This is a genomic window from Hymenobacter aerilatus (assembly GCF_022921095.1).
In the GTDB taxonomy this organism is placed as follows: domain Bacteria; phylum Bacteroidota; class Bacteroidia; order Cytophagales; family Hymenobacteraceae; genus Hymenobacter; species Hymenobacter aerilatus.
Genome location: NZ_CP095053.1, coordinates 1,508,658 through 1,528,861, shown reverse-complemented (window position 1 = coordinate 1,528,861; position 20,204 = coordinate 1,508,658). Strand labels below are relative to the sequence as shown.

22 protein-coding genes are annotated in these 20,204 nt (G+C 54.5%); 6 read left to right on the top strand and 16 right to left on the bottom strand.

Annotation, left to right across the window (positions count from 1 at the left end; genetic code table 11):
- Nucleotides 1-25: 25 nt before the first annotated feature.
- The 13 genes from MUN82_RS06415 to MUN82_RS06355 form a co-directional block, all read right to left on the bottom strand.
- Nucleotides 26-691, bottom strand: a complete 666-nt coding sequence (locus MUN82_RS06415; protein ID WP_245095926.1) for a hypothetical protein — start codon at nucleotides 689-691, stop codon at nucleotides 26-28.
- A complete protein-coding gene (locus tag MUN82_RS06410; RefSeq protein WP_245095925.1) occupies nucleotides 692-1,309 on the bottom strand; it encodes a hypothetical protein in 618 nt (205 codons plus the stop codon). It lies immediately after the preceding gene.
- A gap of 198 nt (nucleotides 1,310-1,507) precedes the next feature.
- Nucleotides 1,508-1,900 (bottom strand): hypothetical protein, encoded by a 393-nt coding sequence (locus MUN82_RS06405; RefSeq protein ID WP_245095922.1) that lies wholly within the window; start codon nucleotides 1,898-1,900, stop codon nucleotides 1,508-1,510.
- Nucleotides 1,897-2,157 (bottom strand): hypothetical protein, encoded by a 261-nt coding sequence (locus MUN82_RS06400; RefSeq protein WP_245095920.1) that lies wholly within the window; start codon nucleotides 2,155-2,157, stop codon nucleotides 1,897-1,899. The genes MUN82_RS06405 and MUN82_RS06400 overlap by 4 nt, the downstream gene beginning before the upstream one ends.
- Nucleotides 2,154-2,462, bottom strand: a complete 309-nt coding sequence (locus MUN82_RS06395; RefSeq protein ID WP_245095918.1) for a hypothetical protein — start codon at nucleotides 2,460-2,462, stop codon at nucleotides 2,154-2,156. Before MUN82_RS06395 ends, MUN82_RS06400 begins: the two co-directional genes overlap by 4 nt.
- 21 nt (nucleotides 2,463-2,483) lie before the next feature.
- The gene (locus MUN82_RS06390) at nucleotides 2,484-3,896 is read right to left on the bottom strand and encodes a hypothetical protein (RefSeq protein WP_245095915.1); all 1,413 of its coding nucleotides are present in this window, start codon (nucleotides 3,894-3,896) and stop codon (nucleotides 2,484-2,486) included.
- Between the two features lie 246 nt (nucleotides 3,897-4,142).
- Nucleotides 4,143-4,367, bottom strand: a complete 225-nt coding sequence (locus tag MUN82_RS06385) for a hypothetical protein (RefSeq protein WP_245095914.1) — start codon at nucleotides 4,365-4,367, stop codon at nucleotides 4,143-4,145.
- An 8-nt stretch (nucleotides 4,368-4,375) separates the two neighbouring features.
- Nucleotides 4,376-4,558 carry a hypothetical protein gene (locus tag MUN82_RS06380; RefSeq protein ID WP_245095911.1) on the bottom strand — a complete coding sequence of 61 codons (183 nt, stop codon included), beginning with the start codon at nucleotides 4,556-4,558 and terminating at the stop codon, nucleotides 4,376-4,378.
- Nucleotides 4,559-4,562: 4 nt separating this feature from the next.
- A complete protein-coding gene (locus MUN82_RS06375; protein WP_245095908.1) occupies nucleotides 4,563-4,805 on the bottom strand; it encodes a hypothetical protein in 243 nt (80 codons plus the stop codon).
- Between the two features lie 35 nt (nucleotides 4,806-4,840).
- The gene (locus MUN82_RS06370; RefSeq protein ID WP_245095905.1) at nucleotides 4,841-5,194 is read right to left on the bottom strand and encodes a helix-turn-helix domain-containing protein; all 354 of its coding nucleotides are present in this window, start codon (nucleotides 5,192-5,194) and stop codon (nucleotides 4,841-4,843) included.
- Between the two features lie 26 nt (nucleotides 5,195-5,220).
- Nucleotides 5,221-5,580 carry a hypothetical protein gene (locus tag MUN82_RS06365; protein WP_245095902.1) on the bottom strand — a complete coding sequence of 120 codons (360 nt, stop codon included), beginning with the start codon at nucleotides 5,578-5,580 and terminating at the stop codon, nucleotides 5,221-5,223.
- A gap of 34 nt (nucleotides 5,581-5,614) precedes the next feature.
- Entirely contained in the window at nucleotides 5,615-5,860 is a 246-nt protein-coding gene (locus MUN82_RS06360; protein ID WP_245095899.1) for a hypothetical protein, read from the bottom strand.
- A 50-nt stretch (nucleotides 5,861-5,910) separates the two neighbouring features.
- Complete coding sequence (locus MUN82_RS06355; protein ID WP_245095897.1) at nucleotides 5,911-6,276, bottom strand: hypothetical protein; 366 nt, start codon at nucleotides 6,274-6,276, stop codon at nucleotides 5,911-5,913.
- 110 nt (nucleotides 6,277-6,386) lie between these two features.
- Here MUN82_RS06355 and MUN82_RS06350 point away from each other — a divergent pair, with 110 nt between their 5' ends.
- Genes MUN82_RS06350 through MUN82_RS06335 form a run of 4 tightly spaced genes read left to right on the top strand, consistent with a single transcriptional unit; the run spans nucleotide 6,387 to nucleotide 11,406 of the window.
- A complete protein-coding gene (locus MUN82_RS06350) occupies nucleotides 6,387-6,887 on the top strand; it encodes a helix-turn-helix domain-containing protein (RefSeq protein ID WP_245095895.1) in 501 nt (166 codons plus the stop codon).
- Nucleotides 6,888-6,935: 48 nt separating this feature from the next.
- Complete coding sequence (locus MUN82_RS06345; protein ID WP_245095892.1) at nucleotides 6,936-7,928, top strand: DUF4062 domain-containing protein; 993 nt, start codon at nucleotides 6,936-6,938, stop codon at nucleotides 7,926-7,928.
- Between the two features lie 23 nt (nucleotides 7,929-7,951).
- Nucleotides 7,952-9,346: a hypothetical protein gene (locus tag MUN82_RS06340; RefSeq protein ID WP_245095889.1), complete on the top strand. Its 1,395-nt coding sequence runs from the start codon at nucleotides 7,952-7,954 to the stop codon at nucleotides 9,344-9,346.
- Between the two features lie 14 nt (nucleotides 9,347-9,360).
- Nucleotides 9,361-11,406, top strand: a complete 2,046-nt coding sequence (locus MUN82_RS06335) for a hypothetical protein (protein WP_245095886.1) — start codon at nucleotides 9,361-9,363, stop codon at nucleotides 11,404-11,406.
- Nucleotides 11,407-11,528: 122 nt separating this feature from the next.
- Here MUN82_RS06335 and MUN82_RS06330 read toward each other — a convergent pair whose 3' ends face one another.
- Both MUN82_RS06330 and MUN82_RS06325 read right to left on the bottom strand, forming a co-directional pair.
- The gene (locus MUN82_RS06330) at nucleotides 11,529-11,939 is read right to left on the bottom strand and encodes a response regulator (RefSeq protein WP_245095883.1); all 411 of its coding nucleotides are present in this window, start codon (nucleotides 11,937-11,939) and stop codon (nucleotides 11,529-11,531) included.
- A gap of 18 nt (nucleotides 11,940-11,957) precedes the next feature.
- A complete protein-coding gene (locus MUN82_RS06325; protein ID WP_245095881.1) occupies nucleotides 11,958-14,042 on the bottom strand; it encodes a PAS domain-containing sensor histidine kinase in 2,085 nt (694 codons plus the stop codon).
- A 150-nt stretch (nucleotides 14,043-14,192) separates the two neighbouring features.
- Here MUN82_RS06325 and MUN82_RS06320 point away from each other — a divergent pair, with 150 nt between their 5' ends.
- Nucleotides 14,193-15,545 (top strand): phage integrase SAM-like domain-containing protein, encoded by a 1,353-nt coding sequence (locus tag MUN82_RS06320; protein ID WP_245095878.1) that lies wholly within the window; start codon nucleotides 14,193-14,195, stop codon nucleotides 15,543-15,545.
- Nucleotides 15,546-15,761: 216 nt separating this feature from the next.
- Here the strand turns inward: MUN82_RS06320 and MUN82_RS06315 are convergent, their stop codons facing one another.
- Complete coding sequence (locus MUN82_RS06315) at nucleotides 15,762-17,951, bottom strand: glutamine synthetase III family protein (protein ID WP_245095876.1); 2,190 nt, start codon at nucleotides 17,949-17,951, stop codon at nucleotides 15,762-15,764.
- Nucleotides 17,952-18,338: 387 nt separating this feature from the next.
- Here MUN82_RS06315 and MUN82_RS06310 point away from each other — a divergent pair, with 387 nt between their 5' ends.
- Nucleotides 18,339-20,195, top strand: a complete 1,857-nt coding sequence (locus MUN82_RS06310; protein ID WP_245095874.1) for an LTA synthase family protein — start codon at nucleotides 18,339-18,341, stop codon at nucleotides 20,193-20,195.
- Nucleotides 20,196-20,204 lie beyond the last annotated feature (9 nt).

Sequence of the window (20,204 nt, the reverse complement as noted above, 5' to 3'; positions counted from 1 at the left end):
CCCTCCCGAATGCCCTGAAAAAGGACTAGACTATCTCGTAGCCGAGCTTAAAGCCCGATTTCAGGATAATAGACTTGCCCGCCGGCACCGTGGCCAGCAACTGCCCACCGGCCGTGCGCAGCTGCACGGAGCCGTCGCCTGTGCCCTGCAGCTCGCCGAGTTCCAGCCCGCGCTCCGACACGAGCCAGGAGCCGAGGTAGGGGCGCGCCACGCGCGGCGTCTCGCCCTGCAGCGTCCAGTCGTAGCCGTTGCGGCGGCTTTCGGTGCCGGCCGAGTACGAGTAGCTCAGTTCCAGCGGCTCGGCAGGCGTGCCCACGAGCTGCACCTGCCCGTTCAGGTCGCGGTAGAGGGCCACGTACTCCCCTGCCGGCAGCGGTTCCAAGCCGGCTGCGAGTTCAGCCGCGTGGCGCGGAATGGCGCCCGCCAGCTTCTGGGTCTGCACGGTACCCTGGCGCGGCAGGGCCTTGGGCTTCTGGTCGTAGCTCAGGGAGCCGCGGGTGCTCAGCAGCTGGTACCAGGCCGCGCCCTCTATCAGGTCGAGCGAGGTGATGCGCAACTCGCCCAGGGTGGGCCAGCTGCGGAAGTTGCTGGCCGGCGTGTACCACACGGCGGCCAGGCCACCGATGTTGTCCTCGCCAGCTGCCGCGTTGTAGAGGTTGCGGGGACCAAACGGGTCGAATGCGAAGGCCATTTAGCGCGCGAAGAGCGTAAGTGGCGTCTGCATAAGTTGCTGACGCAGAGCCAGTACGTCGGCATAGCGGGACAAACCCACCGTTTTATGAGACAAATCCACCGATTCCTGGGACAAAACCACCTTTTCGCGGGACATTTTTCCTACCGATTTCGGGCGTTTATTTTTCAGCTCCTTCACGTTCACGTTGCGCTGCACGGCCTTACGCAGGGTCTCGAACTGGATGTCCTCCTCCAGCAGGTCGTAGCCGGCCATGAAGTCGAGGATGACCTCGCGGATGGTGGTGCGCCGGTTCACAAAGTTGCGGATCCAGGTGTAGAGCTCCTCCTTCAGGGTCTCGTCCACAAAGTCGTTGAACTGGAAGATGGAGTAGTCAGTCAGCTCCGTCAGCCCGTACTGGTGTACGGGGAAGTTGCGCAGATCCACCTGCAGCGTCTGGGTGCAGCCCTCGCGGCTGCCCGCGTGCCAGAGCTTGCCCTTCACCTGGCGGCGCAGCAAGTGAAACAGAATCTTGCCGAAGCGCCCGCTGGGGCTCAGCACGTAGGGCTCCACGCCCAGGTGCAGCAGCAGGTACTTGCGCACATGGGGCTTGACGGGAAAATCCAGGGTCTTTAGCATCGGTCGGTCTTTGAAAGATTCAAACCTAGCCAGGTAGTAAAAAGAGGGAAAGGACGGCCTGCTGCGCCCGCTGGTGGGTATTGGGTGGGTAAGAGTGCTTGCACTAGCGCTAGGAATTATACAGTAATCATACTCTCTACAATATAGCTAATTACCAAAGCTATACCAAAGTTCTAATCTAGACTCTGATCGACAAGCTTATAGCTGAAAATAGGCCGTCAGTGGCTGGGCCTGCCGGTGCACGCGCCCCAGCACGTCGCGCAGCTCCAGGACCTGCCCGGGCAGGCTTGCGCGCAATTGCCCGGCCGCGTAGAGCGCGCAGAGTTGGAGCTGCTCGTCAAACTCCAGCCGCAGCTTTCGGGGCCGGGCTGGGCGCCCTGGTGCCGGGCGGGGCCAGGGGCTGGCCACCAGGCGGCTCACCCGGGCGAGCACCTGCGTGGTGGGCTTGATGCTCAGGGCCTGGGCCAGCGTGAGCGGCCGCTGCTCGGCGCCGGCGGCCAGGCGGTAGTGGTAGGCCTCCAGCGCGGCCTTGAGCGCTTGCGCCTCGCTCTGATAGAGCGCGATGGAGTGGTCCCAGGTGCGCAGATTCATGCGAATAGGTCGAACTGCGTGCCGGGCCTGGGGGCCGGCCGCTCGATGAAAAATAGTTGGTCCGTGGAGCCGGCGCGCTGCCAGGTGCCGTCCGGTAGCGGCTCGTAGTCGTTGAGGTAAGCCGTCACCCGGCCCACGTCCGGGCGCAGGTCCTCGCACACCAGGCTGAGGCGCCCACCCACGGTGGTGAGCTCCCGGATGCGGTACGGCCCGGTGCCGTAGCTGGTGCGGATGATGTCGCCCTCACGCAGCATCATCCGTTCCAGCTGCCGCGCTCCTTGCGCATGATTTCGGGCCGGCCGGGGGCCTGGTTGTCGTAGATAATGGCGCGGGCTACCTTCGCTCCCATCTTGTCGATCATCTTCACCAGGCCGCGCAGGCCGTAGTCGCGCGGATCCTGCACCTCGTAGCGGCCGCTGGTGTCGAAGCTGTAGTAGTCGCACTGGCCGGGCGTGCCGGGCGCGGGGGTAGCGAAGTAGACGCGGGCCTTGGTCAGCGACTTGTACTTGAGCGTGGCGTAGCTAGCCGCGCCGGGCGAGTTGTTGGAAACGGTCGGTTGCACGTGGAAAAGGTTTTGGGTGAGCTATTTGCGTTTGAGCAGGGTCTGCACCTGCAGGTTGAACTTGTTGAGGGCCGGCAGGCCGCCGAGCTGCTCGATGGCCTGGGCGTGGTGCTGGTAGAGCGTCGTGAGCGTGGTGGCCAGGATGTGTTTGGCAGGCTTGCGGGTGGTTTTCTCGCCGCGGTCGAGCTTGCGGCGCAGCTTGAGCTGGCCCAGGGCCTGGCGGATGGTGCGGTTGACCTTGGCCAGGTGCTCGGCGCGCTGGTCGGCCAGCAGCCACTTCATCGTGCCGCGGAAGCCCTTCTCGTTTTCCCAGTCGAAATAGCCCCTACCTTTCACGATTTCGGCCCAGGGCATGGGGGCGTAGTAGCGGCCAGCGTGCTTTTGGAAGTGTTTCTCAACTAGCTCCAGGCGGCGCAGCACGCCCTGGTGGTAGCGGGCAAAGTCGAAGTTCGGGTCTTGGAAGTCGCGGTAGACGCCGGTGCGGATGGCCGCTAGCGCCAACTGCTCCTGGTGCGGGGTGAAGTGGTGCTCGGGGTAGAGCAGCGCCTTAGCCAGCAGCCAGGCCGACACGACGTAGGCGCTGTATTTGGCCTGTTTCTCGGCCTGTGCGGGGTCCTCCGCGGCGGGCAGTGCGGGAACCGCCGCGGCAGCGCCGCCCGCCCCAGCTTCAGATTTCGCCGTCTGAACGACGCCCGCAGCCGGGTTGCGGCCCTCCGCTTCCTGAAAGGGTTTTTCGGAGAGGTCGGGCGTTACTATTTCTGCACATTGCCCGATTTCAGATTTCCGATCTTTCTGAAGTTCAGGAAGCTCTCTAGGCGGAAATTTTATACCATTTGTGGATATTATCTCACCAATTGGACATACGCCAGAATCGGCCTCTACGGGCTTTTCTACAGCCTTTTTATCCGTTTGTATAACAAACTCGGGGTTTATCCACAGCTCAAATTGCCGTTTGCGGCCGTGCCACTTCTTACGCAGGATAAAGCCGATTTTCAACAATTGGGCCAGGTGGTTGCGCATGGTGCGCTCGGTGAGGCTGCGCTGCTGCATGAGCAGGCGTGCGTCCACCAGAATAGAGGGCATCATCACGCCTTCGTCGGTGACGAGGGTATCAAACAGAAACGACGAGTAGAGCATGCGCTCCACGCGCTTGCGGTACCACTTGAGCAGCACCTCGCCGGTAGCTTTGGCTCCGTCCACGACTAAGCGGGCACCACGGCGCACGATGGTTTCTTCTACCCCTGCACGCACACCCTTGGTGATAGTGCGGGTAATCTGGATGCGCGGGGTACTGTGCCACAGCGCATCAATTTTCTGGTGCCAGCGCAGCAGACAGGCGCCTAACGGAAGCAAGGATACTTGCAAAGGAACGGTGGGCTTAGGGCGGAAAGTGTAAAAGGTGGCCGGGTGGCCGCGGCGGGCGGGTATTCCCATCCGCGGCCCTACCCCGGCCGGGTGTGCACGGTTGCAGACCCTCCGCTCCCTGGCCGGCACCGAAGCCGGCAGCTGTCAAATACCTTTTCCACGAGTAAAAAGCAGCACCCTATTCAGGCAGGGAGTATAGGTGTAGTGAGTGTGGTGGCCCCGGGGCGCGCACCGGCTAGGCCGGGCGGAATCGCGCTCCAGGGCTCGGCGCGGGTGGGCCGCGCTCGGGCAGGTAGGTGTGTGCAAAGTCCATCCTCAATCCACGTCAGGCCAGCGCAAACGACACAAACCGACAAGCGCCCCCAACGCTAACAGGCCGGCAAAGGCCCCCCACAGCGGGGCCGTGAGGCGCCACCAGCTCCAGTACTGGAACGGCGGCACGCCGAGCAGGCGCAGGGCCAGCAGCGCGAGCGTGAGCAGCACGAGCGCGTTGCCGAGGCGGCCCAGGCCAGTGGTGGTCTTCGAGTTCGTTGGCGGCATAGACGTGGCTAGTGAGCAGCATGAGGGGTAGGCAGGGGCTGGGGCGCCTTGGGCGGCGGCACGGGTAGCAGCGACAGGCCGCACAGATACACCGGCTGCTCCAGGTTCTCGGCCAGCAGCCGGATGTAGGGGGCAAACTCGGGCAGCTTGGCGTCGGCGACGTAGATGAAAATGCGGGCTTGCGTGGGCATGGCGTTAGGCGGCTTGGGCCAGAAAGGCATCCTCGCCCAGCTCGTAGAGGCGGTCGTACAGGGTTTTGCGCACCTGCACGATGCTGCGCCACTCGGCCGAGAGCTTCTCCCGCTCCTCCGTGGGCAGGATGGCCTGCGCCTGGTCGTGGAGCTGGTTGATGCGCTGGCCGATCTTGCGGATGATGGCGCGGATTTCCTCGCTGGTGAGGCCCATGAGCTGGTCGGGGGTGAGCGTGTCGTAAATCATTGGTGGAAAAGGTATTTGAGGGTTAAAAAGCAGTATCAGCCCGCTAGGCGCATGTTGGGCGCGCCGCGGTCGAGCGTGGTTAAGTCGAAGTCGAGGCCCTGGCCGAAGGCGGCCAGCGCGGGCCAGGGAATGCGCGGCTCGGCCGAGGAGAAGTAGTAGGCGCGCAGCTTCACGGTGCCGCCGTGCCGGCCGGGCTTGCCCTGCTTGATCCAGCGCTGCACCGTGGCGCGGTGCACGCCGCACTCCTGGGCTACCTGCTCGATGCTCAGCAGCTGGGGCGGCCCACCGGCCGGGCCCGCGGCACCGGCGCCGGGCTGGTCGAGGCGGGCCAGTACGGCCTGGAAGCAGTCGTTGATGTATCCTACAGTGGCTAAGTCGTCGCGGGTCATGGCGGTAGGCAAGTGAGCGTACTTGGTTAAGCAGCAGTGAGGTGGCGCAGCGTGGCCGGGTGCAGCAGCACCCGAAACTCGCGGCGGCAGTCGGTGAGGTCGATTTCCTGGATGCCGGCGGGCAAGGGCTCCAGCAGCACTTCCTGCTGGGTGCAGCCTTCCTCGGCGGCCGTGCGCAGGTGGGCGGGCATGGTGCCGGGCACGTACACGTTCAGGCGGGCCGGGCGCAGCCAGTAGCCCAGGATGGGCTGCGGCGTTAGGAGCTGCGGCGGGCACTCCTGGGTGAGGGCGCACAGGGCGGCGCCGCGCTCGAAATGGGCAATGCGGATTCGTTTCCCCGTCTGGGCGTCCTGGACGCTGACGGGGTGGCAGAGGGTTGTTCGCACGTGGAAAAGGTATTTGCGGGCCCGCAGGCCACGGTTAAGGGGTGACGAGTTGGGCCGGCAGCAGGTGCGCCGGAATACTGAAATCGGGCATGGAGTGCTCCACGAGCGCCACCAGGTCGGGTAGGCAGGCCACTTTTCCCTGCTTCACGTGCTGCAAGCGCGTGGAGGCCGAGGCGTACTGCTGCCCGTAGCCGGCCCGAATGGCCGTATCCACGGCGTAGTGCGGCATGTCTTCGCACACATCGCCCAGCAAATGGTAGAACTTCTGCTTTTCAGTCATAGGAAAAAGCGTAGTTTTGAAAGTCGTATATATGGCTTTGCCCCGCCTACCTAAGAGGCCTCGGTTTCGGGTGGCAGGAGAAGCGCATGGATGCGGCGAGCGGCCACCAGCACGTGCCAGGCCGTGAGCAGAAACTGCACGTCTTGCGGCTCGCGCACGAGCATCTGACCCATGTGGGCCTGGTACTCACCGCTGCGGGCCCGCAGCTCGAAGGTTTGCTGCCCACTGCGGGCATTGTAGTGGTAGTACGCCTGAAAGTCCTGCCCATCCCGGCAGCGCCACCCGCCTACCACGGCCTGGTCTTCGCCAGCCGACAGGACGCGGGAGGTGACAAACCCATACTCACGCAGCAGCGCGGCAATCGGCTCGCTCAACTGCGGAGGGTGCTCAGAAATAAAGGGCACTTGCTCTTCCATCGTGTTTGGACGATTTCACCGGAAGCTGCTTTACTTGGCGGTGAAGTCGTACAAACATACGCTAGATCAGAAGAATAAATCAACTGATTAGAATAAAATATATAAATAAAATGACTGAATCAGCGGAAAATTCTATTAATCAGAGGATTAAATTTCTGATTGAAGAAGCGCTAAACAGCAATACACACAAGATAAGTAAGCTTTTAGGGGTCAGCGACGGTACACTTCGCAACTATGTGAGTGGCAAGGCTAAGCCTAGTGCAGACTTTCTCACCCTGATGGTAGAAAGAATAGATGGATTGAATGCTACATGGTTACTGACTGGTAAAGACAATGCTTTATCTAAATCAGTCTCCATATCTGGCGATAAATCCAATGCATATCAGAACAACAGCGGCCCTATAGTCAATAGTAATAGCGGAGATGCTACTGTGACTGTCCACAACATTGATGACTGCCGACGCGAACTAGAAGCCTCGCAAAAACAAGTTGAGCTGCTCATGGGCCAGCTTGCTGGGAAGGATGCCATTATTGAGGCCAAGGACGCGCTGATTGCGGCAAAGGATGAGGTGCTGATGCTGCTGCGGGGTGGGCATAATCGGCCGAATTAATGCCCTAAAGCAGTTGCAAATATTTTAACTTATTAAAAATAGTACCTTATGGATACGAAATATCAAGTATTTATAAGCTCAACATATGTTGATCTAAAAGAGCAACGAGAACAGGTAGTTAAGACTGTATTACGCATGGGGCACCTACCTGTCGGGATGGAAATGTTCGATGCTGCTGATGATAGCCAATGGGAAACGATAAAAAGGCATATCAATAACTCTGACTATTACCTACTGATCATAGCGCATCGGTATGGTTCTGAGGATTCAGATGGAATGGGTTTCACAGAAAAGGAATATAGCTATGCTTTAGAGCAAAATATACCTTGTATAGCATTCATGATTGACAATTCCATAAAGGATTGGCACAACGACTTTATTGACTCTGGAAAGCAGAAAAAGAAATTAGATAAGTTCAAAGCTAGATTCAAAAACAAGCTCGTCAACTTCTGGACTTCTAAAGATAATCTAGCACTACAAGTATCTCATTCATTATCAACATTGATTACTAATAACCCTAGAATTGGATGGGTTAGGGCTAATAAAGCGACTACTAGTCCATTAGTAGCTGAAGAGATATCTAGATTAAGCAAGGAAAATAATGAACTCAAAATATTATTATCTGAAAATAATAAGCCAGATGAAATAGAAGAAGTTAAGAATATATTATTAAATATAAAATACAAGATCAAGTACAGCACAGACCATGAATACAAGACTATTGATTGTCTGTCTATTTTTATTCTAGTTGGACCAGGATTAGTGACAGAGATAAGTAATTTTCACTATTATAATCATGTTGATTCTATTGTTGCTGGCATAGAAATAGAGGACGATATGAGTAATATATTTGAAGAGAATTATCAAAATGAAATAAGGGAAATAAGTATTAGTATCACGCAAAATTTATCCATGTTAGATCTCATTTCTTCTAGAAAAGTAGACAAATCTACACATTGGACATTAACAACAAAGGGAAAGCTGTTGCTAACCAGAATTAAACATGGATCTACAGCTTCTACAATAGACAATAATAAATAACCACGTTATTTTCCTTTTATCATATGTCAGCAGACAAGAAAGCAACACCGAATAAAGCATCAAAAGTATCAAAAGCAGAAGATACGCCTAAGCAAACACATAAGAAACAACAGGATTCGACAAGTACCAAGTCATCAAATAAACAACCTAAATCATCTGAAGCGAAACCAACTGAAGCTTTATCCCCAAAATCAACTAGAACCATTAGTGATATTTATGAGTCATTCAGTGACAATATTAAAAGCATAGATTTATTTTTTGACAGGCTCTCTCCAGCAGCTGAAACAGAGGATGAAGCAGCAAATAGCGATTTTATAAATTTTATTGAGGAAACAGTTGAAGAAATAATAGAAGATATTCAAAATGATCCAGCAGAAGCAGAATCAAAGTTAAAAAATTTAACTCCTGAAAATAGAAAAAATGCTGTAAATGGTGTATTAGATCATTTAAAGACTTTATCACTACTTTCTACGACAAACTTAGATATCTTAGCAAGAGGTTCTTTTATAATGTTGAATAATTATTTTGAATATATCTTCTCAGACTTGCTTACATATTTTTACCTGAGAAATAGCAGCATTATAGATAATAGAAAAATGTCTATTTCAATAGGCGAACTGAAAAAATATTCATCTATTGATGACGCGTACGAAGATATAATTTATAAAGAAGTAGAATCAACTTTATTAGATTTAAACTTTGAAGAATTAAAAAATTACTTTAAAGACAAACTTAAAATTGATTTAGAAGAAGATATAATTAATTGGGATTTCATCAATGAGACAAGAGAAAGAAGACATATAATTGTACACAATAATTCTGTAATTAATAACAAATATTTGAGCAGAAGCAAAAATATATTTAATCTGGAGTTAAATAAAATTATAACTATAGATAAAGAATATTTCAAGAATGCATTATCTGAATTAAGATTAGCTGGAACATTACTTATTATAAATTTCTGGGGAAAACTTGATAAAGATAAAGCAACTGATGCTATTAAAGAATTAATGGATTTATCATTCAATTTTCTCAAAACAAAAGATTATCAATCAGTCATAAATATATGTAAATACACTTCTAAAAGAATCAAACCAAATGATGACGAGCAAGAAGAGCTTGTTATAAGAATAAAATACAACCATTGCTTAGCCCTAATGCGCAGCAATCAACAAAAAGAACTAGATGAAATAATGAAGTATATGAAGACTGGTGCATTATCACCAATCTTCAAAATTGCACATTGCGTGTTAAAAAATAATTTAGATGATGCCGTCAAGTTAATACCGAAAGCTATACATGCTGACGATTTAACTTTAGATGATTATGACGACTGGCCATTATTCGATGAGATAAGATTAAACGAAGAACTAAATCAACAAGCGCTTGAATTCTTCGCTAAGGAACAGCCTCAATAAATAATTTGTTATAAATGCCACGCATCAAAACCAACGTCATCGGCAAAGTCGGCAACATTTCCTTGTCGTATGACGATGGTATTATGGCGCTGCACGAAGCCATTGTCAACTCCCTACAGTCGATTGACTCCGCTAAACGTCCTGATGGCGAGATAGTCATTGATGTACGGCGCGACCCTACTGCATCCCCGGAATTTGACGGTTTGCCACCCGTTAAGGACATTGTCATACGGGATAATGGCGTTGGTTTCAACCGGAAGAACTATAACTCCTTCCAAACGGCCGAATCGACTTATAAGCTAAAGATCGGTGGCAAGGGCATCGGGCGTTTCCTCTGGCTCAAGGTGTTCGATAGAGCCGAGGTGCGTTCCGTTTTCAAAGAATATGCTGATCAAAAACTGCACAACCGCAGTTTCAGCTTCGTGCTCGATAACCGCAATCCTATTGTGGATGAGCGCCTGGTACCACTACCCAATGGCAACGCAAAGCCAATAGGCACAAGCATCAAGCTATGCGAGCTGCGGCCGGAATACGCCGAGTGCTTCTCCGGGCCACTGGCAGAGCTAGCCGACTCGATCATTGAGCACCACATCCACTTCCTGGTAGACGACAGCTGCCCGGAGATAGTATTGCGAGAGGAGCGGCCCGATAAGACCTCCTCGGTTCAATTCGATCTGAAAAGGCGTTTTCTGGATGAATTTCTCCTGGATAAAGATGCAGATTCAATCCAGATAGACAACTATACCTTCGAAATTGCCTTCCTCAAAATCAAGAGTGATACGAGCAAGCCACGCCACACGCTGCTCTACAGCGCCAACAAGCGCGTGGTCACCTCCCACTCAGAAGCATTGGCTACCCTCATTCCGAATCTAAGCCAGCCGCTGAAGTACGAAACGGGTGAGCTGTTTGACATTTACGTGCTCGTGAGCAGCAGCTACTTCGATCAGCACGTCAACCGGGAGCGGACGAAGCTGGATATTCCAGCGAAGCCCCGCACCAATAAGGTAATGGGCAAACCGCTGCTCTCCCTAGCCGAGATACAGGAGCAGGTGATTGAACGGACGTATGAGCACTTGGAAGGCTACCTAACGGAAGTGCGGCAGGAGAAGCATGAACACTTCAAACGGTTCGTTGAAACAACTGCACCACAGTATCGGAGCTTACTACAATACGTAGATAGGTTAGATAAAATTAAGCCAGGACTTAGTGACGAGAAATTAGATATTGAATTACATAAGCTCCGTAATGAGTTAGTGCTGGAAACTAAGCAGGACCTCAGTAAAATACTGCATGAAAGTGAGGCCCAAGCGCCCAATACAGAGGAGTTTACCAAGGATTTGAATAAACTGATGGGAATGATTAACAATGTTACTCAGACCAATTTAGTTGATTACGTACTTCAGCGTAAGATGATCTTAATGCTTTTCGAACGGGTACTTAAGCTCAGAGACGACAGCAAATACGAGTTGGAGGAACGGATTCACAACATCGTATTTCCGATGGAAAAGAACTCAGACCATGTGGCTTATGAAGATCATAACCTATGGCTTATAGATGAACGATTAGCTTACCACAAGTTTCTGCGTTCAGATGAACCTCTAGATGTAGAGGATGACAATGCGCCCCGACCTGATATTGTAGCTGGCTTCGAGAACAATCTACTTTATACAGATAGAGAAGCCGCACCCTATGATTCTTTCACTATAATAGAATTTAAGCGCCCAATGCGTAAAAACTATGGTAAGGAAGAAGATCCTATAGCTCAGGTACAGCGATACTTAGCTCACATTCAATCTGGAGATGCCACTACAAATGACGGAAGACCTATTAATCCTAGTGGCGCTAAGTTTTACTGCTACATCATCTGCGATTTGACTAAGAGAATACGCGCCTTTGCAAAAGATCGAGGCTGCACAGCATCAAAGGATAACGAAGGTTACTTCTGGTATAATCAAAATTACAGTGCTTATATAGAGCTTATTTCTTTCGATAAGCTTGTAAAAGACTCTAAGCAACGGAATCAAATTTTATTTGATAAATTAGGAATTGGCCATGCTTAGAGTACGTCTTCTGTGAGAAGCTTACATTATTCTAGAAGCACACGCAGACTAAGTTGCGAATTAAGAATGTGCGCATGTATCTATTCACGCCTTCTTGCAGGCGTCTACTATTAGCCCCCCACCTACTCTGCTGGCAGCTGCCGCTGAAAATGGAGCCGCAGCAACGTATCAATCTTCTCGGGGGTAAGGGGTTTACTAGCCAGTCCGGCAATCGGTAGCTCGTCAATACGCGCCAAGTCGCGTGAATCCATGGAGGTAGTGAGCACAATAACTTTGGTGACACCCCACTGAGCCTGCGGCAGGCGCTGGAAGGCTTCTAAAAACCCGATGCCTCCTGTACCCGGCATTGCCACATCCAGCAGCAGCAAGGTGGGCAGGTAGGGTGGCTGCTGGGTAAGCAGCGTCAGCGCCTCCTCCCCGCTCGTCGCCACGCGGATATCGTCGCTTACCTGCAACTTGGCCAGCAGCGTCTTATGGATGAAATTAGTGATGTCGTCGTCATCGACGAGCAGAATCTGCGGAAGCTTTTCCATGGCGGAAGGGTGGTTAGGTTACGCGCGGCGCGGTAACGTCACCGTAAAGGTTGAGCCAACACCGAGCTGGCTGTCTACTGTAATGTTGCCGCCTGCATTCTCAACTGTTCGTTTGATCAAATACAGGCCCACGCCTGAGCCTTCCACGTGCGTATGCAGGCGCCTGAACATGGTAAAGAGCTGCACTTGCTGCGCCTCACTCAAGCCCAACCCGTTGTCTTGCACTTCTATCACCAGGCGCGTCGGCAGGCACTGAGCACGTATCTGCACGCGCGGGTCGCGGTCGGGGGCCCGGTACTTGATAGCATTGCTCAGCAGATTGAAAAAGACGCTGCGCATGCTCTTCTCTGAAAAATGAATGCTGGGGCAATTGTCTACCTCGATGCGCAGGTCGGCGCGGCTACTCTCCAGTAGCGGCAGCAAGTCCAGCCGCACCTCTTCCAAGATGGCAGCCAGGTGCAGCGTCTCTGGCTGCTCTAGCTGCCGAGTGGCTTGCAGTCGCGACACCTCCGTGAGGTGGCCTACGGTCTTTTGAAAGCGCGTGATGGAGTTGTCCATCATGCCGACCAGGCGCGGCACCATGGGCTCCTGTTCTTCCGTGGGCAGGTACTCCCGCAGGGCGTTGAGCAGCCCCTCAATGTTGGCAATGGGCGCCTTTAAATCGTGTGAGGAGGCGTAGACAAACGTATCCAGGTCCGTATTGATGCGCTGCAGCTGCTTGTTTGATTCGAGCAGTTCTTCATTCGTTACCTGCAGTTCCTCGTTGAGTTGCTGTACCTGTTGCTGCGCGGCTTCTGTTTGCTGGCGCGCGAGCACCTGCTCCGTTACATCCACGGCAAATACCAGGATGCTCACCGTATGCCCCTGCTTGTCGGTGAGCGGTTCATACACGAAGTTGAGATACTGCAGCTCTTGCTGCCCAGAAGCTGCGTTGTAAAGAGAAACGGGCACTTCCTGCCCAATGTAGGGTATACCGGTAGTGTATACCTGATCCAGGATATCAACGAAACCCTGCGCTACTGATTCGGGCAACACCTCCTCTAAACGCAAGCTCAGTTCCACGCGGTCAGCAGAAAGCTGGCGGTATGACTTGTTGAAGAAGGTGAAGCGGTGCTCCGGACCCGTGAGGGTAGCGATGTAGGCCGGCACATTGCTCAGAATCTGGCGTAGGAGTGTTTGTTGCTCGGTCAGCTGACGGGTGCGCTCCCCAACGCGGGCTTCCAGCTCCTGGTTGAGCTGCTCAACCTTTTGACGGGCACGTACCTGCTGAGTCACTTCGTTGGCTACCACCATCGCCCCATTTATATGGCCTTCGGCGGCGTACATAGGCACGTACACAAAGTCCCAATACACAGTCTCGCGCTGTCCGTTCCGATCGTGCTGCGCCTCCATGGCGTGCGCTACGTGGGGCACACCGGTTGCCATCACGCCATCTAATAGCTCTTCGTAGCCCATACCGGCCACCTCCGGCAACGCCTCAAATAAGCCCTTGCCGATCAACTGGTCCTGCGTGCGTCCCCAGAGCCGGGCTACCGTCGAATTGGCCAGTTCGATGGTATAGTTCGGCCCTCGGTAGACGGCAATGGCTGCCGGCGCCTGTTCAAACACCCGCTCTAGCTCGCCCCGCTGGCGCTCCGCCTCGGCGCGGGCTGCCTTTTCGCGGGCCTGGCTTTCCCGTAGGGCTTCTTCCACGGCTGTACGGGGCCGGTCGTTGCTATCGGTAAAGTTGACGACCAATACTTGCTCGTAGCGCTGCGCAACAATGAGGAAATAGCCATCTAGTCCATCTTGCTGGTACATTCGTTCCCAACGCGCGACCTCACCCGAGCGAAAAGCCTCGCAGTAAAACGCAAATATGCCCTCCTCTTGGGAAGAAGGGAAGAGCGTCAGCAACGACTCCGATGGGCACTCGGGTAGGCGTACTTGCCGTTGCGCCGCCGAATTGAGCGATACGTACGCAAAATCCACGATGGTATCGCTGTTTTCGGCGTAGCAGGGACGCAATACCATAATCCCCGTTAGCGCGGTTTCCAGCAGCACCCGGGCTAAGCCAGTAGGATGCGTAATATCGTCTGGCAGAGCAGAATTAGATAAATCAGACATGGAGAAGCATACGCGGTAGAACGTACAAAGAACACATATGATCTTACATTAATCTAAATAATTATCCATAAATCTATAATTACTGCTGCGAGAGTCCCGTCGCGGTTCGTATTTGACAAGGAGCGGCTGCTTCTGCCTATACTTGCTGCTATGGAAGTTACCCGCGAATTTCGGCGTGATACAGTAGGAAAGAATGGCATTGCCTCTATTCGAGTAGTCTTCTGTTGGAATGGCCACCGCCTGCGCATGACCTCTGGTGAGAAATGCCAGCAGACTCACTGGAACGAGAAGAAACAGGAAGTAAAAGATAAGCCCAACGCCTACGCTACCCAGCGTAATCTAGTACTGGAGAACTGGACCAAAGCCGGCAAAAGTGCCTACCAGGATGCGCTGGCCCGCGGCCGACAGCTCACACCGCCCGAGATGAAGGCGGAAATCCTGCGGCGTTACGCCCTGCTGGCCGCGGGCATCGACGCCGAGCCGGAGGGTGGACCCGGCTTGCCCCCGCTAGCCCCGCAGGCGCCCGAGTTTCTGGCCACCATGGACGAGTGGCTGGAGCATCAGGCCCGCAAAATTTCCCTGGCCAGTGGGCGGCGGCTGAACAAGAAGACCGTAACGGCCCTACGCCGCACCCGCAACGAGCTGCAACGCCTGGCCGCGCACCAGGGTGCTTCGCTCACGTTTGCCGGCATGTCGCCTGCCTTCTACGCCGAGTTCCGAGACTATGTGCTCGACGTGCGGGGCCACAGCATCAACACCTTCGGCAACCATATCAAACGCCTCAAGTCCTTCTTGGGCTGGGCCGAAGACCAAGATATTACCGTAAACCGCCGTTACCGCAAATTTGAGTCGCCCGAGAACTACCAAGGAGTGGATGCCCTCACCCAGCGTGAGCTGCTGACGCTGGCCGCGTTGGACCTGGATACGCCCGCCGTGCACGCCTACGTAGACCTGCACCTGGTCGAGCGCCGCCCCGCGCCGGCTGACCACCGCGGCGGCCGCAACCTGCTCACCCACGCCCAGCACTTAGAGCGCCTGCAGCACACCCGCGACAAGCTGCTGCAGTGCTGCTACTTCGGGCTACGCCTGGGCGACGCCGACCGCCTAGCGCCTGAGCACTTGGCCGGCGAGGTGGCGCGCATCCGCGCCAACAAGACCGGCGTGCTCTGCGTCATCCCCTATTTCGACGACGACGTGTTCAAGCCCGTTTCCCTGGTGGAGAGTTACGCCGGCCAGGGCCTGGCCACGTGCCTACCCTACGTGCGGCAGCTGGAGCGCTACCTCCCCCACCTGCAGCGGCTCTCGGGCATCAAGCGAGTCAAGCTCACCAGCCGCATCGGCCGCAAGACCTTCGCCACCCTGAAAATTTATCAGGGCGTGCCGAAGGCGCAGGTGATGCTGGCCACCGGGCACCAAACCGAGCGCAGCTTCAACCGCTACCTGGGCATTGACGAGCAGGAGCTGATTGAAGCCTACCGCAAAACCGCCCGCCGCGTGGCCTAATTCCGGGGCAGATTTTGGGGCAGTTTCGTGTTATTGCTCGCTTTACACGGTTTTACGTAGTTAATGAAAAAGCCCTTCACATGCTGTGAAGGGCTTTTTTACCTAACCCTCTATAGCAGGGTCAAAAAAAAAGGCGCCCCACCCGGAACGCCCTTTTCAAAACCAAAACCGAAGAAAATTCCCACCCAACTTCGGTTTGGTTCTGTGCTGCTGGTATTAGTGCCGGAACAAAAGTTCGCGGTACTTCACCAGCGGCCAGTCCTCATCGGCCACCATCAGCTCCAGCTTGTCGGTAGAGCGGCGGATGGTGTCGAAATGTCCTTTCACCGTATCGCAGTAGGCAATGGCCCGTGCGTGCGTGTCTTCAATCTTGTTGGCTACTTTGCGGCTGTTGGTCATGGCATCCACCTCGGTTTTGATGGTGCTGATGTGGCGCGAAATAGCTTTAATGGTATCTACCGTTACCTGCGAATGTTCGTCGTCGAGGCCCAGCTCGCGCAGACCGCGTACGTTCTCGATGAGTTTGGTTTGGTAGGCTACCGCCGTTGGAATGATGTGGTTGATAGCCAGATCACCCATCGTGCGGCCTTCAATCTGAATCTTCTTGATGTACTCCTCCAGCAGAATCTCGTGGCGGGCATGCAGCTCTACCGTCGAGAAGATGCCGTGACGGGCAAACAGGGCTTCGGCGTCGGCGGTTACTAGGGCGTCCAGCGCCTGGGGCGTGGTGCGCACGTTGGGCAGGCCGCGGCGGGCAGCTTCTTCTTCCCACTCCTGCGAGTAGCCGTTGCCCTCAAAACGAATGTCTTTCGACGAGATTACGTACTCACGCAGCACGTCTACGATGGCCACTTCCTTCTTTTTACCCTGCTCAATCAGCTCATCCACCGACTTTTTGAACTCGATCAGCTGATCGGCTACCACAGCATTCAGGGTAGTCATAGCCGAGGAGCAGTTGGCAGAGGAACCTACCGCCCGCAGCTCAAACTTATTGCCGGTGAAGGCAAACGGCGATGTACGGTTGCGGTCAGTGTTGTCAAGCAGGATGGCCGGAATCTTATCGATGCCCAGCTTCAGGTAGATGTTGTCGCCTTTGTCGAGCGGTACTTTTGCCGTGCGCTCCAGCTCATCGAGTACCGAGTCCAGCATCGAGCCTACAAATACCGACATGATGGCTGGCGGCGCTTCGTTGGCGCCCAGGCGGTGGTCGTTGCTGGCCGAGGCAATGCTGGCGCGCAGCAGCCCGCCGTGGGTGTGCACGGCCTTGATAACGTTGATGAAGAACGTCAGGAATTGCAGGTTCTCCTTGGGCTTGCGGCCGGGGGCGAGCAGGTTAACGCCCGTATCGGTGCTCATTGCCCAGTTGTTGTGCTTGCCCGAGCCATTTACGCCGGCAAACGGCTTCTCGTGCAGGAGCACTTTCAGGTCGTGCTTCTCGGCCACCCGATCCATGATGTCCATCAGGAGCTGGTTGTGGTCGACGGCGAGGTTAGCGTCTTCGAAGGTAGGCGCGCACTCAAACTGGTTGGGAGCTACTTCGTTGTGACGCGTACGCAGCGGAATACCCAACTTGTTGGCTTCCTCCTCAAAGTCTAGCATGAAGGCATGCACCCGGCTCGGGATAGAGCCAAAGTAGTGGTCTTCGAGCTGCTGGCCCTTGGCTGGCGCATGGCCGAACAGGGTGCGGCCGGTAAACACCAGGTCAGGACGGGCATTAAACAACGCCTTATCTACCAGGAAATATTCCTGCTCGATGCCCAGCGTTGTGTTCACGCGCTGTACATCCTTATCGAAATACTGGCAAACGTCAACGGCCGCTTTCTCCAGGGCAGCTAGCGACTTTAGCAGCGGGGCTTTATAGTCGAGTGCCTCGCCGGTGTAGGACACGAAAATCGTGGGGATGCATAGCGTTTTGGCACCTGCCGTTTCGATGATGAACGCAGGCGAGGTAGGATCCCAGGCAGTGTAGCCACGGGCCTCGAAGGTATTGCGAATACCACCGTTGGGGAACGACGACGCATCGGGCTCCTGCTGCACCAGCGCCGAGCCTTTAAAGTTCTCAATGGGCCGCCCGTCGGAGTTCAGGTCAAAAAATGAGTCGTGCTTCTCGGCTGTAGAGCCTGTGAGTGGCTGAAACCAGTGCGTGTAGTGCGTAGCGCCTTTGGCCATGGCCCAGGTCTTCATAGCAGCGGCTACAGCATCGGCCACGGAGCGCTCCACGGCGGCACCCTGTTTGATGGCATTCTGTAGCTTCTTGAAATACTCACCGGGCATATTTGCCCGCATCGCATCCAGATTAAAGACGTTTTTACCGAAATTATCGGAGCGGCGCTCAGTAGAGGTGAAAACCGGCAACGGCTGACGCGTGTCAGCAAGTTCAAGAGCTTTAAAGCGAAGAATGGCCATGTAAGAAAGTGAACAGGATAAGGTTGGCAGTTGACGGGTGGTGTTAGCAAAGGTAAAGCACCATTTTTTTAAAAACCAAACCTGTACCCCCTTATTTTTTCACCCCTCTAACGATAAAAAACAGTTGTTTGGCACTGGTATCCCCTAAAAAATTACCCCAGTCGTCAACTAAAACGTTTGAAAAACAACCTGACTTTTATCCTTTGTTTTAGTGCTGCTGTTCAGAAAACGTTTGCGCTTATGTAAGCGGGCATTTTTTTTCAGCGACGCCTACTTTGCGCAGTTGGTAGGCATAGGCGGGAAGCATTCTTCACTGCTTCTATATTTTATCGAGGCCCATATGGTCTTTGTGCTAACACCCTGGGCACGACCAGCTACTTTTGCGCTGTGAATACTACTCGCTTTGCTTTTCAGCCTCGTTATTTTCTGTTCTGGCTGCTTTTTTTCGTTGTTGCCAAGCTTCTTTTTCTTGTTTATCAGTGGGCTGACACTGCTATGCTGCCCCTGAGTACGGTTGCCCGCATCTTCGGCTACGGCTTGCGGCTGGACGCTTCGGCCACAGCTTACCTGTGCCTCCTACCCTTTGCGCTTCTCACCTTGGGCGGCTTGCTAGGTCCCAATTTTCGGCTGGAGCGACTGGTACGCGGTTTTTCAGCGGTGGCGGGCGTGGTCGTCTCGTTTCTGTCGGTGGCCGATCTGGCGTTGTATCAGGCCTGGGGATTTCGACTGGATGCCACGCCGCTGCAATATCTGAATACGCCCGGCGAAATGGCGGCCTCGGCGGCCTCGGCTCCTCTGCTGCTGCTAGTGGCCTTATTTATAGGTCTGCTTCTGGTAGGCTGGCTCTTATATAAAGGAGTGGTAGGCAGGCTGCCACCCCTACCCTTGCACACGGGCCGAGGTAGGACCGGACTGATTGGCGCCTTGTACATGCTGCTGCTGGTGGTGCCCCTGCGCGGTGGCTTGCAGCAGATTCCGATCAACCAGAGCGACGTATACTTTTCGCCGCAGCCCTTTGCCAACCATGCGGCCGTGAATGTGCCTTGGAACGTGATGAACTCACTGTTCTTGCAGAATGCTGGCCCCAATCCATATCACTTCATGCCCGACACCACGGCGTCTCGCCTGGTTGCGGCTCTATACCACCAGCCAGATTCAGCGGCGGTGCCACCTACCCTATTGCGTACGCCGCGGCCCAACGTGCTGTTTATTATACTGGAAAGCTTTACGGCCAAGCTGGTGGGCAGCCTAGGCGGTGAAACTGGCGTGACACCTACCCTGGATAGCTTGAGCCACACAGGAGTGCGGTTCAGCCAAGTGTATGCGGCCGGCGACCGGAGCCAGAAGGGTTTGGTGGCCCTGCTCTCGGGCTACCCCAATCAGCCTACCACCAGCATTATCAAGTATCCGCGCAAAACTGAGCGGTTGCCCCAGCTGGTAGGCTCTCTGCGGGCGGCGGGGTACTCGTCGCACTATTATTATGGTGGCGAGCTGGCTTTTGCCAACATGAAAAGCTACCTGGTAGCCGGCGGCTATGATGCCCTAACGGAACGGGCCGATTTTCAGCCCGCGGAGCAAAACTCGAAGTGGGGCGCCCACGACCATGTGCTGTTCCAGCGCATCCTTACCGACTTGGAACATCAGCGGCAGCCGTTCTTCGTGACGGCTTTCACGCTCAGCAGTCACGAGCCGTTTGACGTGCCCATGCGCACGCGTTTCCCCGGTACCAGCGAGGCTAGCCTGTTCCGCAACTCCATCTACTACACCGACCACGTGCTAGGACAGTTTCTGCGCGTGGCCCGCCAGCAGCCGTGGTGGCAGAACACGCTGGTGGTGCTGGTAGCCGACCACGGCCATCCGCAGCCCGGCAACACGCGCAACTACGCCCCCAAGAAATTCCATATCCCGCTGGTGCTGGCGGGCGGCGCGTTGCTACCTGCTGCGCAAGGACGCACGATTGATGTGCTGGGCTCTCAAACAGATGTAGCGGCTACGTTGCTAGGCCAACTAGGGCTACCGGCCGTGTCTTACCCCTTCAGCCGCGACCTGTTGCGCCCCACAACGCGCCCCTTCGCCTTTTACTGCTTTACTGATGGGTTCGGCCTACTCACTCCACAAGACACGGTAGTATACGACAACGTGGGTAGGCGCGTGATTCGGAAAACGCCTGGTACTACGGCTGCCCAGCTTCAACTGGGCCAAGCGTATCAGCAGGTAACGTTCGAGGACTTCTTGCGGAAATAGAATACCCTG